Origin of the sequence: Pseudoalteromonas sp. Isolate6, from assembly GCF_022398435.1 — a bacterium.
Classification (GTDB): Bacteria; Pseudomonadota; Gammaproteobacteria; order Enterobacterales; family Alteromonadaceae; genus Pseudoalteromonas; species Pseudoalteromonas galatheae.
This window is the reverse complement of sequence record NZ_JAKEVK010000030.1, coordinates 1-15,274: the sequence shown is the minus strand read 5'-3', so window position 1 is coordinate 15,274 and position 15,274 is coordinate 1. Positions and strand designations below refer to the sequence as shown.

The window sequence follows — 15,274 nt, the reverse complement described above, 5'->3', positions numbered from 1 at the left end:
TCCAAAAAGTAGACCAACTTGTCTACCCCACAAATGGTAGACAAGTTGGTCTACTTCTGTCAACCTATAATCACGGTAATAAACATGGCTGACTGATGAGTATAAAAAAACAACAACTGATTGATTGCGCAATGGGGCTGTTTTATCAACATGGCATCCATGCCATTGGCATTAACGAAGTATTAAAGTCATCTGGCATTGCTAAAAAAACCCTATACAACCATTTTGAAAGTAAAGAGGCGCTGGTGCTTGCAACACTTGAGCTGCGGCATCACCTATTTATATCTTGGTTATCTCGTTGCCTTGAAAATGTCCAGACGAGTGAAATGCTCGAAAAGCAACTGTTCTTGGCACTAGATCAGTGGATTAATAATAAGGTGGAGGTACTGGGCGAATTCCGTGGTTGTTACTTTATTAACACAGCGGCAGAATTTGGTGAGCTTAGCAGCCCAATTAATCAACTATGTCAGCGGCACAAACTTGCGGTAAAAGCGTTACTCAAACAATCGCTCAACGACGCTGATGATGCCGCTGTCGAGCGTCTGTTCATATTGGGCGAAGGGATTATTTCAACGGCGTATACCTGTCACGATACTAGCGTGGCCAAGCGGGCACTCAAGAATTAAGGTATTTCTCCACTTCTGTAAAGCAAGATGAAAACTTGCTTGGTACAAACTCGATAATGTCATACCGAGCCACCTCGGCGACATAAAAGGGATCTTGACGCACAATATCAAGTAGCTCAGCTTCACTACTCGCCTTTGCCAAAATAACCCCACCAGTTCGTGGGATTTTTCTGCCAGAGGCGATAAAAGTACCATTGGCATGGAAGCGATCTAAAAACGCAATGTGAGGGGCGAGCAGCGGCTCTACCTGTTCAATTTCGGTAATATAAGTAAGATTAACAATAAATATTGAAGCTGACATTAAACTAGTTTCCTGTGAGATTATGGTTCTGATTTGGGTGCTTTTTTACGTTGTTCTTGTTTGGCTTTCGCGACATTTTTAAAAACGGGTGGTGGAATAGGGAAAAGCGAAATGAGCGGCATCAAAGCCAAAAATAGATAAGCGCCTTTTGGCATTTTTTTGGCCCATAGCACGACCTTAAAAAGTAAAAAGGACGCGATAAAAATCGCCGTAAATAACAACAATACTTCTGTGATCCCTATATCCATTATTATCTTCTCATCTATTCAATAAGCTTGATATGGAGATAAAATGGGTAAAAAGCAAGCGACGTAAAATAATACCAACTTGCTTAATTAAGTGGTCTATTTTGAGGCGAGAAAATCTTGTCGATAACTCCGCTACCGCGTCCTGCTTTCGCTAAGGTACCTACATCCATATAGGCAAGGCAAAAATTTTGCTATTTAGTTGTTCTAAATGAGGAATTTTTAACGCTGTTAACGTCAGATTTGCTCCTTCAAATTGAGCAAGTATTAAGTCAAATTGGTATAAACTAAGATAAGAACGAAAAAAGGCCCCGTGGGCCTTTGGATTTTAGTTACTTTGGGATAATCTGCGATCAGTACAGCATCGCAGAAACTGTGCTGTGATTATCAATTGCCATCGCGATACTTAGGACTGTGATATTAACTATTGAGAATGCAAATACTTGCCTCGCCCAACCATGTAAATCTAAGTCTCTTTGGTATCCTTTTAGCGCCATCAATAACCACCAAAAACTGGTTGTACAGGCCACCGCCATAAATGCTATGCCGGTATAACCGCTAAGCGGTAGTAACATCACCACCAGTGCATAAATGGCGATATACAAAACAATGTGATGCTTAGCCTTCTCAACACCTTGCGCGACTGGCAACACCGGAATATTCGCGGCCCGGTAATCTTCAAAACGGAAAATCGCAATGGCGTAAGAGTGCGGCATTTGCCAAAGACAAAACATCAATAATAAAATGGCAGCGCCAGAGTCAAACACCCCGCTTACTGCGCAGTAGCCAACCACAGGAGGCACTGCCCCAGACAGGCTACCAACCACCGTGCCATACACTGAGTTTCGTTTCATGTATAAGCTGTAAACACCGACATAAATAAAAAACCCAAATGCGGCAAAACCCAGCGTAATCCAATTGGTGAAATAGGCTAAGAGCCCAAAGCCAGATAATCCGAGTACCAGACTATGTGACAGTGCAGCAACTGAGGAAATTTCCCCAGTTACTGTCACGCGAGTTTTAGTGCGAGCCATTGCCGCATCGATATCCCTGTCGATGACATTATTGACTACACAACCTGACGCAACGACCAAAGATAGCCCCAGTAGAGTCAAGGCAAATAGCAGCCAATCAACTTCACCTCGAGAGGCCAATAAAAAGCCTCCTGCGACTGAAATCAAGTTTCCCATAATGATCCCAGGTTTTGTCACCTGAAAATAACGACGCAGCATGACTACTCTCCTGTTAATACATCATCATGGCGTTCGATTCGTAGATGATCCAGACCGACAGCCCCACTACCATCACAATAATCAACGCACTAAAGATAAAGGAAAGCGTGCTTGCCTTACCTTCTTCCGTAACAAAGTTCAGGTGTAAAAAGTACTTCAGGTGCACCCAAATTTGCACTAATGCCGTTGTCACTAACGTCCAAAATGTCGTGCTAGATGACAAGCTTCCACTCATCACGGCAGCAAAAGGAATGGCTGTCAAAATGACGGATAGCACAAAACCAATTAGATACGACTTCACACTACCGTGGCTGTCGTGTTCATGCTTATGAACATCCATCTGTGCTAACGCTTGAGATTCACTATGGCTCATTACATTGCCCCCATTAAATAAACAACGGTAAATACACAGATCCACACGATATCTAAAAAGTGCCAGAACAAGCTTAAGCAGCTCAAACGCATTATCGTTTGTGGCTTAAGACCACGACGTGTCACTTCAATCACCATCACAGTCATCCAAATCAAGCCTGCCGTCACGTGCATGCCGTGCAGACCCACCAATGAGAAGAAAGAAGTCAGAAAAGCACTACGCTGCGGTCCATGACCATTTACTATTAAGTGATGGAATTCATATACTTCCATGCCAATAAACACCGCACCAAAGGCAAATGTCACCGCAAGCCAAGATAAGGTTTGCGACTTTTTCTTTTTGTTTGCCGCTATCATGGCAAAACCAAAGGTAATACTACTTAACAGTAGGGCCGCGGTTTCAACCGCAACAAAACCCAGCTCGAATATGTCTTTGCCAGACACCCCACCTGCCGTGTTCATGTACAACACAGCATAAGTGGCAAAGAAAGAAGCAAACAACAAACAGTCCGTCATCAGATATAGCCAAAAACCGAATACGGTATTTGAACCTGTGTCATGATCTGCATGCTCGTGAGCATCTTCTAACGCATGCAGCGTATCGGGAGTAATAGCACTCATGAATTAACTCTCCTGTAATGCACGAGAAAGGTGGGCAGACTCAATCTGCTCAATCTCGTCAACCTGAACATAATAATCAACGTCGCGGGTGTAACAACGCTTAATAAATACCGCGATAGCACTGACTAACCCCACCGCCGCTAACCACCAAATATGCCAGATCATGGCAAAGCAAAACGCGGTCAATGACGCACTGATAAGCACTCCTGCGGGGGTATTTTTTGGCATGTGAATAGGCTGATAGTGTGCAGGCTTTTGGTATGCCTGTCCCTGCTCTTTCATTTCTGTCCAAGCGTCAATATCGTCAACCACAGGAGTTGTCGCGAAGTTGTAGTACTGCGGGGGAGAGTCCATAGACCACTCCAGCGTATGCCCGTTCCACGGATCGCCTGTGGTGTCTTGCAATTGCTCGCGGTTTTTGTAGCTCACCACTAGCTGTACCACTTGGAAAACTATCCCAAACATAATGATAAAGGCACCAATACACGCGATGTATAGCCAAATATTCCACTCTGGCGTGTTGGTATGATTAAGGCGACGCGTCATGCCTAAGAAGCCGAGCACATAAAGCGGCATAAAGGCTACAAAAAAGCCAACTAACCAGCACCAGAATGAGGCTTTACCCCAACGCTCATCAAGCTTGTAACCCATCACTTTAGGGAACCAGTAAGCAAAACCCGCCAGATAACCAAACACTGCCCCACCGATAATGGTGTTATGGAAATGTGCAATTAGGAAAAGACTGTTGTGCAGCACATAGTCCGCGCCAGGAATCGCAAGCAGTACGCCAGTCATCCCACCAACGGTAAAGGTCACCATAAACCCTAACGTCCAAAGGACCGGCACCGTGATCCGCAAACGACCGCGATACATGGTAAATAACCAGTTAAAGAGTTTTACTCCCGTCGGGACCGCAATGACCATCGTCATGACCCCAAAGAAAGCATTAACATTAGCGCTTGAACCCATAGTAAAGAAGTGATGTAGCCAAACAATAAAGCCCAAAATAGAAATCGCACCGCTGGCGTACACCATCGACTTATAGCCAAACAGGCGTTTGCCTGTAAAGGTTGAAATAATTTCTGAGAAAATCCCAAACGCAGGCAAGATCAAAATATAAACTTCAGGGTGACCCCATGCCCAGAACAGGTTGATATACATCATGGCATTACCACCGGCTTCATTGGTGAAGAAGTGGAAGTCCATATAACGGTCAAGCGTTAGCATCGCCAGCACCGCAGTAAGAATTGGGAAAGACGCCGCAACTAGGATATTTGCCCAAGTACAAGTCCAAGTAAAAATAGGCATTTTCATTAGCGTCATGCCAGGTGCACGCATCTTAAATACGGTTACCAAGAAATTCACAGCGGTGAGCAATGTCCCAAGTCCGGATATTTGCAGTGCCCAAATATAGTAATCAACCCCGACACCGGGACTAAACGACAACTCCGACAATGGCGGATACGCAACCCAACCGGTTTTTGCAAACTCACCAAATGCCAAGGATAAGTTGATCAGAATTGCCCCGCCCGCCGTCAACCAAAAACTGAGGTTATTCAAAAACGGAAAGGCAACATCTCTAGCACCAATTTGCAGTGGCAAGATGATATTCATCAAACCAATCATAAATGGCATCGCCATAAAGATGATCATGATCACCCCGTGTGCAGTGAAGATCTGGTCATAGTGCTCAGGAGGTAAGTAACCGGCAGCGCCGCTTGTGGCCATCGCCAGCTGTGTGCGCATCATGATGGCGTCGGCAAAACCACGCATTAACATAATTAATGCCAAGATAATGTACATCACGCCTAGGCGTTTATGATCGATTGAAGTAATCCAATCGTGCCACAGCACGCCCCATTTTTTGTGTTTTGTGACCATTGCAGCCACAATTAGACCAACAATCGCCACCACAGCTAACGTCACCATAATGATGGGTTCGTGATAAGGGATTGCCTCGATGGATAATTTACCAAACAACGACATAATTACTCCTCAGCCTTGCCGTGATGTGGATGCGCAGCATGCTCTGGTTTGGCGTAATAACTCATTTCGCCATGGCCCTGCATGTACTTCATAACTATGGTGTGGAATAAGCCCTGCTCTACCGAGCCAAAATATTCAACGGGGTGGTATTCCGAAGGCTCAGCCAGTTGCGTGTAACGACCTGCGGTTAAGGCTTCGCCGTTTGCTTTGACATCGGCAACCCAGTTATCAAAACTTGCTTTGTCTTTGGTCGCAATGGCATCGAACTTCATACCCGTAAAGCCCGCTCCGCTGTAGTTAGCAGAAAAGCCTCTGAACGTCCCCGGCTCGTTGGCAATCAGGTGAAGCTGCGTTTCCATCCCTGCCATCGAGTAGATTTGACTACCGAGCTGCGGAATAAAGAAAGAGTTCATGGTGCTTTCGGAAGTGATTTTGTACTCCACCGGGACATTCGCTGGAAACACCAGTTCATTCACGCTGGCAATGCCTTGATCTGGATAGATAAATAACCACTTCCAGTTTAGCGATACCACTTGAACGGTGAGATGTTCTCCTTTGCCCTCCAACGGCTTGTATGGATCAAGCGATTGTGTAGAACGCCAGGTGATCACCCCAAGTACAATAATAATCACAATCGGAATGGTCCAAACCACGGCTTCTATTTTGTTAGAGTGAGCCCATTTAGGTGCATAGATTTCGTGGTCACGACCATCTCGGTACTTCCACGCAAAATATAAGGTAAGAATAATTACTGGTACTACAACGAGCAACATCAGTACAGTGGCAATGATGATCAAGGACTTCTCATCCATGCCAATTTGCCCCTTGGGATCCAAAATGCCACCATTACAACCGGTGAGCATTAGCCCCAATGAAGCGAGCACATAATTCACGACACTACGTTTATTCAATTGATTACCCTTCAACGATAAGCTGCGGCTTATTTATCAAGCACGCTGAGTATCTATTTGTGCAAGCTATGCTGCACAAGTTCGAATTGCACTGTATCCATCAGGGAAAATACATTAGTGAAGGGAAATACTCCTTTGATACCAGCCACTAACCATTTACCAAATAATCGACACAGTAAACGGACAATCACATTTGCTAAGCTTACAATTCGCCCTAAAAGGACTGTAAGTAGCCGATTAATGTAATTGAAACTGAATTGCTGACTGCTGACCCAAATCGCTTAAATCAAACACATTGGATTAAAATATTGCAATTACGCAAACAGACAGCGGTATCAAAAAGGAGGAGCACGACAACCATGTGCGCTCGGCACTGGTTGAGGGTGAATAGCCTCTGTAGAGGCGAATGCCATTTTGCGCAGCACGATACCAGCGCGTGTAGGCAAAATAGTATGGAAAACTAGCCAATAAATACCTATCAATAATTGCAATGACAAGATAGGTTGAGCCAAAAACGCTCCGAGCATCACCAACACAGAGTCAGGTAATGAATTATCTGCAAAAAGAGCTTCTAATTCAGCTACATCACCTAGCATGCCAGTGAATAATAATGCCGTGTTAAACATCATCAATGCGCTTAGTACACTGAAAATACGACCGAATAACTGCGCACGCGTCATCGCACAACCTTGATAGGTCGTGTCGTCAGTGGTAGCAGTATGTCGAGCATAGCTTAACGGAGGCACAGATTATCCTGATGTTTTTATCTTGATAGAATTGATTAGTTCAGAGCTTTCAGTCTAAACTGAAAGTTCGCAGCGAGTATAACAAAGTCACTATTCGATTCAAGCGATATCTGCAATGATCTATATCAAACTTTCTTAATCTATCCCTATCCTAAACATTCCCTAATAAGACAAAATTCTTAAGCGCACTTATTAGCAATAATTCTCATTCACAATCATTTACAAAACGTAAATATTAACATTTATATTAACTATCAATTAGATAGCAACCTGCACGACTTAACGCCTTATTCATCTTTTGTTCATGCTATTTATTTTTGGTTCGTTCTAAGTATGATCCCCGCCAATTGACATCGCTGTCATTTCAACTAATTCTTTATTGCTAGAGGAACTCATGAAGCAGCTGAATAAACTCTTAGGTTTGATGAAAGTACCCAATAAACTCAGACTCAGTCTGCTTTTGTCTGTCGTGATCATTGCCCTCGTGCAACTCTCATCAGCACTCGTTTTACGAGACAGCTTAACGCACGAACGGCGCATTAATGCAAAAAACCTAATGGAAACCACAGTTGCACAACTTAACATGGTTGCCACTGACAGCTCGCTCACCCCACAACAAAGACAAGAAAAAATAAAAAAACTCATTGATGCTGCACGCTATGGTGACGCAGGCTACTTCTTCTTATTTGACTTAAGCGGGAACATGGTAACGCACCCCATTAAGCCGCTACTCAACGGCACCTCAATGACTAACCATCATGAACGCTTCATTCGCGAAGCATTCAGCCAGTTCGTCATCATTGCCAATCAAAATCAACAAGGTTTTGCCCAATATCAATGGCCAAAACCGGGGACAAAGGAGCTTGAGGGAAAGCTTTCTTATATCGCTAACCTAGAGCACTATAGCTGGGCAATTGGTACTGGTATTTACCTTCAAGACGTTGAAGAACAGTTTTATGACCGGCTCATGTCGATGACTGCTGAAACGCTCGGCTACGCAATATTACTTATTTTTCTCTCTAGCTTGATCAGCAAAAATATTACCAAACCACTGGATAAGCTCACCCGCACGATGGGACTCATTTCAGCGCAAAAAGACCTCACCATTGCACTGAAAAGCCACGGTAAAGACGAGCTTGCCCAAATGGCTATCGCATTTAATAAAATGAACTCGCATTTTCGTGATGTACTGCACGATATCAACGAAAACACCCACTCTTTGGCCTCTCAAGCAGAAGAGTTATCCTGTATTACCGAGCAAATCCAAGCTGGTATTGGACAACAAAACAGTGAAACAGAATCGGTGCAAAAACGCATGCAGTCGCTTAATCAAGTGGCACAAGCTGTCAATAATGAGTCAATGCGTGCGCTTAATAAAGTGGCAGAGACAACCACACTGACGACTCAAGGGCTGGCGCATGTAGACGAAAATGTGGCAGTCATAGCACACGCCTCTCGTAGTGTTGACTCAGCGCAACAAGCCGTGCTCGAACTACAACGCTCATCAACCGAGATTGGTGCAGTACTTGATGTCATTAAAAAAGTGGCAGAACAAACTAATTTATTAGCATTGAATGCGGCTATCGAGGCTGCAAGAGCGGGAGAGCAAGGCCGAGGTTTTGCCGTGGTGGCCGATGAGGTAAGAACGCTGGCTCAGCGTACACAACAATCTACCGATGATATTCAAGCCATTATTGATAAACTACACAATGGCGTCGCCACAACCGTTGAAGAAATGCAAAGCTGCCGTGCAGCATCCGAGCAAAGCCTCAAAGTGAGCCAAGAATGCAAGCACGCACTAGAGCAAATCAACCTCTCCATTGCAACCGTGAATGATATTAACGTTAATATCGCTACCTGGAGTGAAAAGCAATCCGAAGATCTTAATGACATGACTGACAACATCAGTGGCATCGCAACAGTGGCAAACCAAACCGCTCTTGGCGCTGAACACACCAAAGCATCGAGCCAGCAATTAAGCGAAATGTCACAGCAACTCTCACAAATGGTAAGTGAATTCAAGGTGTGAATTTACACCTGTTCGCATAGGCGGAAGTGCGTACTTCCGCTGAGAAATGTCGGGTAGCAAGGGGTTTTAACGCCCCACTCTATTAAGCAGCCTTAGCGCGCATCAACCATTCTTCCATTGAATTTGATACTTTCTTTACATCACAACCATCGTGATAAAATATCCAAACCGAAAAACTATCTTCAGGGTCTAGATAAAAAAATCACCGTCATCTTCTGCAATAACAAAAGCATTGGCGACTCGACTAATAGAAATCAGCCCTTCAGGCGAATGAATTTCGCCTTTTTTAGTGCTTTGTTGATAACATTTTAAGTAAAGCGCTAGTTGCTGATGTGCAGGTGCCTTACCGATACCAATCATTTCAACTTCTTCACTTAAGAGTGGTTCATCATAAAAAGCCCAGCATCGGCCTTCGAAATCAGGGTACTCTTCAGGAAACTCGTTGAAGAAATAGTCCTCGCCCGCGTCTACACTCGCAACGAACACTAAATATTTTTCTGGTAAAATAATCGTTCTTTCTTTTTGTATCTCGGAGATATTCATATTTCTTCCTTGACGTTTTACGCTGCGTTAATTAATGAGCCAAGTTGCCACAGTTAAGACTCAAACTAATAACACTCTATAATATTTTCGGCCTTTGCAAGTACGCACCGGCAACAAACCGCTCGGCGGGTAAACCTCCTCCTACTAGACTGGTTTTACTTCAGAGTAGGAGCTGCTTCACGCAGCGATCTTTAAAGCCCTTTCCCCCATCTAAATATACACCGGCCACAAACCGCTCGACGGGTAAACCTCCTCCTACTAGACTGGTTTTACTTCAGAGTAGGAGCTGCTTCACGCAGCGATCTTTAAAGCCCTTTCCCTCATCTAAATATACACCAGTCACAAACTGCTCGGTGGATAAACCGCCTTATATCAGACTGGTTTTACTCCAGAGTAGGCGCTGCTTCACGCAGCGATCTTTAAAAGCTATCGTCACACAGCCCCACCCAACAAAATCCACTGCTATTAATCGGCGTAAGGGTAATGAACATGATGTTGCTCTTGTAATTTCATACCCAAATACTCAAAGGTTCCCACCAGCATCTCAGTAAATGGTGCTGGTGCTTTCTCTTGGCATGAGGTTGATAAAATCGAAAACTGCTTGTCGCGCAGCGTTCTGAGCTCAGGCTTTAGCGCTTCGATGTCCATAAAGTCGGTTATTCTGTCGATAAATGCCTTCATTCTTGGTGTTACAGCATACCAATAAACAGGGGATGCAAAAATAATGTGCTCAAAACCGAGTACCCATCTAAACAGGTTAACAAAGTCATCGTCACTGTGAGAATGTTTATAGCAATACTCACCAATTTTATAACGGTCTAAATAGATGAGTTCCGCTCTTTTTTCTTCTGCTAGTGCCTTTGCAGATTGGTAGGTATTTCCATTGGGGTTTGAGCTTGAGTAAATAACGACTGTTTTCATAAGGTTCAATTCCAGTTGCATTAATATTAAATTGGGTGCAACCTTAAAACCTCACCTTAAGTTAAGGTAAAGCATTAATTTATGAAAACTGAAAAATTATTAAGAGACGAACCAAATCTCAGTGTCGGTAAAGTTGCTCAAAGAGCTGACGTTGCGGTGTCTGCACTGCATTTTTATGAGAACAAAGGGCTTATTCGCAGTTGGCGTAATAACGGTAACCAGCGCCGTTATAAAAAGGATGTACTGCGCCGTATTGCCATTATTAAAGCGGGCCAAAAGATGGGGATAACCCTTGGCGAGATAAAAGAAACCCTCGATACCCTGCCCGATTCAAGAACACCAACCAAAGAAGACTGGGCCAAACTATCTAAAGCCTGGCAAGCAAAGTTGGATGAGAAAATTGCTTACATGCAGCGTCTAAGAAATTATGTCAATGGTTGCATTGGCTGTGGCTGCTTATCGATGAAATCGTGTCCTATCTACAACCCAGATGACATCGTTGCCAAAGAGGCTAACGGTGCGGTGTGGTTGGATGAGCCAGACAAAGCAAACAAAGCGAAATCTTGTTATGATAGCGAAAACCATTAAATAGGACACAATAATGAAAAAAACTGCCTTGTGCATGGCACTAGCCATGGCAATGGGCCTGACTGGCTGCTCACTTTCTTCTTCGTCTGTCGAGACGACGCCTTTAATTTCACAGCAGACAGTAGCAAAAGATGCACAATTCGCTGAGTTTTCTCAGCAATTTATCAATGACTTATGGAAGCAGTACCCAGAAGCCTCACTATGGGCAGGTTTTGGCAAGTACGATGATATCATTACGGTACCGAATCAAGCGAGCCGTGACGAAAGTGTTGCCTTCTCTAGAGCACAGTTAGCGAAGTTATACCGGTTTGATCTTGCCAATTTGAGCAATAGTCAAAAAATTGATTATTACTTAATTGAAAATCGTCTAAAGCGCGATATCTGGCACATTGAAACCTTCAAAAGCTGGCAATGGAATCCATCGAACTACAATGTTTCCTATGGCTTTGCAACTATCTTAAACAGCCGTTTTAAAACCGACGACGAAAAGCTCAAACTAGTGCTCACGCGTCTACAAAATGTGCCAGCCTATTATGAAGCCGCACAGCATAATATTAGCAATCCAACCCTTGAATATACTCAACTGGCGATTGCACAAAACCAAGGCGCTTTTAGTGTATTAAACGATGAGTTACTTGATAAGCTTGCCACTTCATTGCTAACAGCAGAGGAAAAAGCGCTCTTTAAACAGCGCTTTGCTGCGGCTAAATCAGCTATAAATGGATATGTTTCTTTCCTTACTAATCTCGAAGCAGAGCTAAAAGCAAGTGGTAACGCACGTTCATTTAGAATTGGTGAGAAGCTGTACGAAGAGAAGTTTGCTTTTGATATTCAATCTGGTTATACCGCAAAGCAAATGTATGAGAAAGCACTGGCTGACAAGGCCCGTGTTACCAATGAAATGGTTAAAATCACCAATAAGCTGTGGCCAAAGTACTTTGCAGATAAACCACGCCCAGAGTCTGACGTTGATGCAATAGCCACACTTATCAAGCACCTCTCGCTACAACACGTAAAACGTGAAGACTTTGTAAGCGAAATACAGGGGCAAATTCCAGAGCTAGAAAAATTTGTCATGGAAAAAGATCTCATCACTCTAGATCCTGAAAAACCGCTGGTTGTTCGCGAAACGCCTGAGTACATGCGTGGCTTTGCTGGTGCTTCAATCAGTGCACCAGGCCCATACGACAAAAATGAGAACACCTATTATAATGTGTCTCCACTCACCTCTATGAACGATGAACAAGCTGAATCATACCTTCGCGAATACAACCGTTGGATCCTGCAGATCTTAAACATTCACGAAGCCGTGCCTGGCCATTACACGCAATTGGTATACTCAAATGAGTCTCCATCGCTAATAAAAAGCATCTTTAGTAACGGCGCAATGGTTGAGGGCTGGGCGGTCTACACTGAACGCATGATGCTAGAAGAAGGCTATGGCAACTTTGAGCCTGAAATGTGGTTAATGTATTACAAGTGGAACCTACGCGTGATCTGTAACACCATCCTAGATTACGGTATTCATGTCAAAGGGATAAACCAAGAGCAAGGATTAGATCTATTGATGAATGGTGCCTTCCAAGAACGTGCAGAAGCAGAGGGTAAATGGCGTCGTGCAACCTTAAGCCAAGTGCAATTAACCAGCTACTACTCTGGTTATCGCGAAATTTACGACTTCCGCGAAACACAAAAACAAAAGCTTGGAAAGGAATTTGACTTAAAAACATTCCACGAAGAATTCTTAAGCTTTGGTAGTGCTCCGGTGAAGTATATCCGCCAGTTAATGGCAAAGTAACATAATAATGCCGGCCTCATGGCCGGCATTGTTTTTCGACAAATTGATATCACCCGTAGGTCGGCCTTTAGGCCGACTAACGTTTAAACCCAAAGGCTACCCTTTAAACGTAAGGATGGTTGTCGACCTAAAGGTCGACCTACTTTACTATCTTCATTTCATCTAACAGGTTTTGCGCATTATCAACCTTATCCATTACCCATAACATGTAACGCGAATCAACATGAATTGAGCGGTTCAGGTTCTTATCGTAATCCCAATCACCAATAATGCTTTCATATACACCATCAAAGAGTAAACCCACTAACTCCGCTTTTCCGTTAAGGGTTGGCGAGCCCGAGTTACCACCTGTGGTATCTACGTTAGAAAGGAAATTCACCGGTACGGTATTCATGCCCCCTGTATATTGACCATATACTTTTTCACGGATCAACTGCTGCTGCTTTTTAGGCGCGTTAAATGGTTCAACATCAGTATTTTTCGCCAACAGTCCTTCAAGCGAGGTAAATGGCGTTGCCACTAAGCCATCTTGCGGTGAATAGCCACCTACCGTACCGTAAGTGACACGGAGTGTGCTGTTAGCATCCGCGTAAACTGGCTTATTTTGAGATTTGTTGTAAGCAATAATCGCTTCCATCAAAGCAGGACGTGCAGATTGCTGCTTACCAGCCAATTCTTTTTCTTCATCTTCGATTTGCTTCATCACTGCAAAAATCGCTTTTGCATATTGAATGAATGGATCAGAGCTCTGATTTAACTGCTCAAGCTCTAAATCTAACATCCAAAGACGGGCTTTTTCATCAGCAAGCTTAGAGTTAGCATACATCTCATCTAGCAGCGCTTGGTGCTTTGCTTTATTGAAGCCGTTTTCAAGTTGAAGCTGCTTATCTACTTCAGCTAAACGCGCTTCTTTTGGCAAGGCTGCATAAAGCTCCATGAAGTAAAGCATAATCGCTTTATCAACTGTTTCATCATAACGGCGCGTCATACGCTGTAGCCCCGCTTTGATTTTTGGCATATCACGTTCTTGATAACCACTCTCACGCTCAGCATCAGGCTTTTGTTTTTCAACCGCCAAGCGATAAAGCTTACGCGCAGTAGACATCATTTGTGAGCGATGGATATAGCCAACCATCATATCACGCTCATAATGAGCTTGAGATTGAGCAACCAACTCGCTCAATTCGTTTAGTACAGCACCATACTTTGCTTTACGGTCTGCATCAGCATTAATCCAAGTGCTAAGATCGCGCTCAAATTGCTGCTTGCGGCTATACATACTGCCTTTTTTGAAGCTCTCAATCATAGAGCCAAAGTTTTTGATGTAGTTGTTGTAACCCGCAATGGTGCTTTCGTAAGCAATACGAGCTTGAGAACCTTCAGGTGCGTTTTCTTCAATCAGTTCCACATACTTAGAGTTATGTTTGCGTACCATGGGGTAAACCGTGTTAAATACATAATCCACTTCAGAAGCAATACGATAGCGGTTGGTACGACCCGGATAACCCGTTACCATCACAAAGTCGCCCTCTTGCACGCCTTTTGCACTCACACTCAAAAACGACTCAGGGTTATAAGGTACGTTATCCTTAGAAAACTCAGCTGGCTTACCATCTTTACCCACATATGCACGGTAAAAAGCAAAGTCGCCGGTGTGACGAGGCCACATCCAGTTATCTATATCGCCACCATATTTGCCCACGCCCATCGCTGGTGTATATGCCAGACGGACGTCTTTTATCTCTAAAGATTTAATGAGGTAATATTCCAATCCACCATGAAAGGTATAAACATTACAGCGATAGCTTTCATCTTGCTCACACTCAGCAACAAGTTGTTTGCGCTTACTGTCAATGGCATCAAAACGTGCTTTACCGGTAAGCGAATCAGTACCGGCATTAACTTTATCCGTTACGTTCGACACTTCTTTTGTCACATAAACCCGTGAGCCCGGTGCCGCTGGTAGATCTTCACTTGGCTGTTTTGCTAAAAAGCCATTCTCAAGAATATTATTATCTGTTGTTGAGTTGTATTGAATAGAGCCGTATGCACAGTGATGATTTGTCACCACTAAACCTTTAGGAGAGACAAATGACGCCGTACAGCCACCTAAGCTAATCACCGCATTCATCGGGAATTCAGTGAGTTTAGAAATTGACTTAGCATCAATTTCCAGTCCTTTAGACTTTAAAATAGATTCAAGTTCAGGTAGTTGATGTGGTTGCCACATGCCTTCATCGGCAGCAACGTACTGAGAAAAGGCCAACACCATGGCCGCGGAGATAGCTTTAATACGCATATTCCAATCCTAAATGTTATATTATTTTAATTGCGGTCAGTAATGTGACCCAAGAT

At 43.7% G+C, this 15,274-nt stretch carries 15 protein-coding genes; 4 read left to right on the top strand and 11 right to left on the bottom strand.

The genetic code is table 11. The annotated features are described in order from the left end of the window. Positions 1-95: 95 nt before the first annotated feature. On the top strand, positions 96-626 hold the full coding sequence (locus L1D50_RS06705) for a TetR/AcrR family transcriptional regulator (protein WP_128727788.1): 531 nt from the start codon (positions 96-98) through the stop codon (positions 624-626). Here L1D50_RS06705 and L1D50_RS06700 read toward each other — a convergent pair. From L1D50_RS06700 to L1D50_RS06665, 8 genes are all read right to left on the bottom strand, one after another. Then, positions 616-927, bottom strand: a complete 312-nt coding sequence (locus L1D50_RS06700; protein ID WP_239965747.1) for a YciI family protein — start codon at positions 925-927, stop codon at positions 616-618. The genes L1D50_RS06705 and L1D50_RS06700 overlap by 11 nt on opposite strands. Before the next feature lie 20 nt (positions 928-947). Beyond that, positions 948-1,175, bottom strand: coding sequence for a hypothetical protein (locus tag L1D50_RS06695; protein ID WP_017218863.1), 228 nt, complete (start codon positions 1,173-1,175; stop codon positions 948-950). Positions 1,176-1,525: 350 nt separating this feature from the next. After that, positions 1,526-2,404, bottom strand: a complete 879-nt coding sequence (cyoE, locus tag L1D50_RS06690; RefSeq protein WP_239965746.1) for a heme o synthase — start codon at positions 2,402-2,404, stop codon at positions 1,526-1,528. Positions 2,405-2,417: 13 nt separating this feature from the next. Continuing rightward, positions 2,418-2,777 (bottom strand): cytochrome o ubiquinol oxidase subunit IV, encoded by a 360-nt coding sequence (gene cyoD / locus L1D50_RS06685; protein WP_239965745.1) that lies wholly within the window; start codon positions 2,775-2,777, stop codon positions 2,418-2,420. Then, positions 2,777-3,397: a cytochrome o ubiquinol oxidase subunit III gene (gene cyoC / locus L1D50_RS06680; protein ID WP_239965744.1), complete on the bottom strand. Its 621-nt coding sequence runs from the start codon at positions 3,395-3,397 to the stop codon at positions 2,777-2,779. Before cyoC ends, cyoD begins: the two co-directional genes overlap by 1 nt. A gap of 3 nt (positions 3,398-3,400) precedes the next feature. Next, the gene (cyoB, locus tag L1D50_RS06675; protein ID WP_239965743.1) at positions 3,401-5,383 is read right to left on the bottom strand and encodes a cytochrome o ubiquinol oxidase subunit I; all 1,983 of its coding nucleotides are present in this window, start codon (positions 5,381-5,383) and stop codon (positions 3,401-3,403) included. A gap of 2 nt (positions 5,384-5,385) precedes the next feature. After that, complete coding sequence (cyoA, locus tag L1D50_RS06670) at positions 5,386-6,294, bottom strand: ubiquinol oxidase subunit II (protein ID WP_128727792.1); 909 nt, start codon at positions 6,292-6,294, stop codon at positions 5,386-5,388. Between the two features lie 335 nt (positions 6,295-6,629). Beyond that, positions 6,630-7,040 (bottom strand): hypothetical protein, encoded by a 411-nt coding sequence (locus L1D50_RS06665; RefSeq protein WP_128727793.1) that lies wholly within the window; start codon positions 7,038-7,040, stop codon positions 6,630-6,632. A 394-nt stretch (positions 7,041-7,434) separates the two neighbouring features. Here L1D50_RS06665 and L1D50_RS06660 point away from each other — a divergent pair, with 394 nt between their 5' ends. Next, the gene (locus L1D50_RS06660; RefSeq protein WP_128727794.1) at positions 7,435-9,069 is read left to right on the top strand and encodes a methyl-accepting chemotaxis protein; all 1,635 of its coding nucleotides are present in this window, start codon (positions 7,435-7,437) and stop codon (positions 9,067-9,069) included. A gap of 189 nt (positions 9,070-9,258) precedes the next feature. Here the strand turns inward: L1D50_RS06660 and L1D50_RS06655 are convergent, their stop codons facing one another. Both L1D50_RS06655 and L1D50_RS06650 read right to left on the bottom strand, forming a co-directional pair. Then, positions 9,259-9,612 carry an SMI1/KNR4 family protein gene (locus L1D50_RS06655; RefSeq protein ID WP_235956529.1) on the bottom strand — a complete coding sequence of 118 codons (354 nt, stop codon included), beginning with the start codon at positions 9,610-9,612 and terminating at the stop codon, positions 9,259-9,261. 465 nt (positions 9,613-10,077) lie between these two features. Further along, positions 10,078-10,533 carry an NAD(P)H-dependent oxidoreductase gene (locus tag L1D50_RS06650; protein ID WP_138521836.1) on the bottom strand — a complete coding sequence of 152 codons (456 nt, stop codon included), beginning with the start codon at positions 10,531-10,533 and terminating at the stop codon, positions 10,078-10,080. 81 nt (positions 10,534-10,614) lie between these two features. Between L1D50_RS06650 and soxR the strand changes: the two genes are divergently transcribed. Continuing rightward, a complete protein-coding gene (gene soxR / locus L1D50_RS06645; protein ID WP_138521838.1) occupies positions 10,615-11,121 on the top strand; it encodes a redox-sensitive transcriptional activator SoxR in 507 nt (168 codons plus the stop codon). Positions 11,122-11,134: 13 nt separating this feature from the next. Beyond that, on the top strand, positions 11,135-12,919 hold the full coding sequence (locus tag L1D50_RS06640; RefSeq protein WP_239965742.1) for a DUF885 family protein: 1,785 nt from the start codon (positions 11,135-11,137) through the stop codon (positions 12,917-12,919). A 139-nt stretch (positions 12,920-13,058) separates the two neighbouring features. Here the strand turns inward: L1D50_RS06640 and L1D50_RS06635 are convergent, their stop codons facing one another. Then, complete coding sequence (locus tag L1D50_RS06635) at positions 13,059-15,218, bottom strand: S46 family peptidase (protein ID WP_128727798.1); 2,160 nt, start codon at positions 15,216-15,218, stop codon at positions 13,059-13,061. Positions 15,219-15,274 lie beyond the last annotated feature (56 nt).

What these genes read in the sequence shown, in the direction of transcription:
- L1D50_RS06650 (WP_138521836.1), bottom strand. Translation starts at nt 10,533, where the DNA reads ATGAAAACAGTCGTTATTTACTCAAGCTCAAACCCCAATGGAAATACC.
- L1D50_RS06705 (WP_128727788.1), top strand. Translation starts at nt 96, where the DNA reads ATGAGTATAAAAAAACAACAACTGATTGATTGCGCAATGGGGCTGTTT.
- cyoE (WP_239965746.1), bottom strand. Translation starts at nt 2,404, where the DNA reads ATGCTGCGTCGTTATTTTCAGGTGACAAAACCTGGGATCATTATGGGA.
- L1D50_RS06655 (WP_235956529.1), bottom strand. Translation starts at nt 9,612, where the DNA reads ATGAATATCTCCGAGATACAAAAAGAAAGAACGATTATTTTACCAGAA.
- L1D50_RS06640 (WP_239965742.1), top strand. Translation starts at nt 11,135, where the DNA reads ATGAAAAAAACTGCCTTGTGCATGGCACTAGCCATGGCAATGGGCCTG.
- L1D50_RS06660 (WP_128727794.1), top strand. Translation starts at nt 7,435, where the DNA reads ATGAAGCAGCTGAATAAACTCTTAGGTTTGATGAAAGTACCCAATAAA.
- cyoD (WP_239965745.1), bottom strand. Translation starts at nt 2,777, where the DNA reads ATGAGCCATAGTGAATCTCAAGCGTTAGCACAGATGGATGTTCATAAG.
- L1D50_RS06635 (WP_128727798.1), bottom strand. Translation starts at nt 15,218, where the DNA reads ATGCGTATTAAAGCTATCTCCGCGGCCATGGTGTTGGCCTTTTCTCAG.
- L1D50_RS06695 (WP_017218863.1), bottom strand. Translation starts at nt 1,175, where the DNA reads ATGGATATAGGGATCACAGAAGTATTGTTGTTATTTACGGCGATTTTT.
- soxR (WP_138521838.1), top strand. Translation starts at nt 10,615, where the DNA reads ATGAAAACTGAAAAATTATTAAGAGACGAACCAAATCTCAGTGTCGGT.
- cyoB (WP_239965743.1), bottom strand. Translation starts at nt 5,383, where the DNA reads ATGTCGTTGTTTGGTAAATTATCCATCGAGGCAATCCCTTATCACGAA.
- cyoC (WP_239965744.1), bottom strand. Translation starts at nt 3,397, where the DNA reads ATGAGTGCTATTACTCCCGATACGCTGCATGCGTTAGAAGATGCTCAC.
- L1D50_RS06700 (WP_239965747.1), bottom strand. Translation starts at nt 927, where the DNA reads ATGTCAGCTTCAATATTTATTGTTAATCTTACTTATATTACCGAAATT.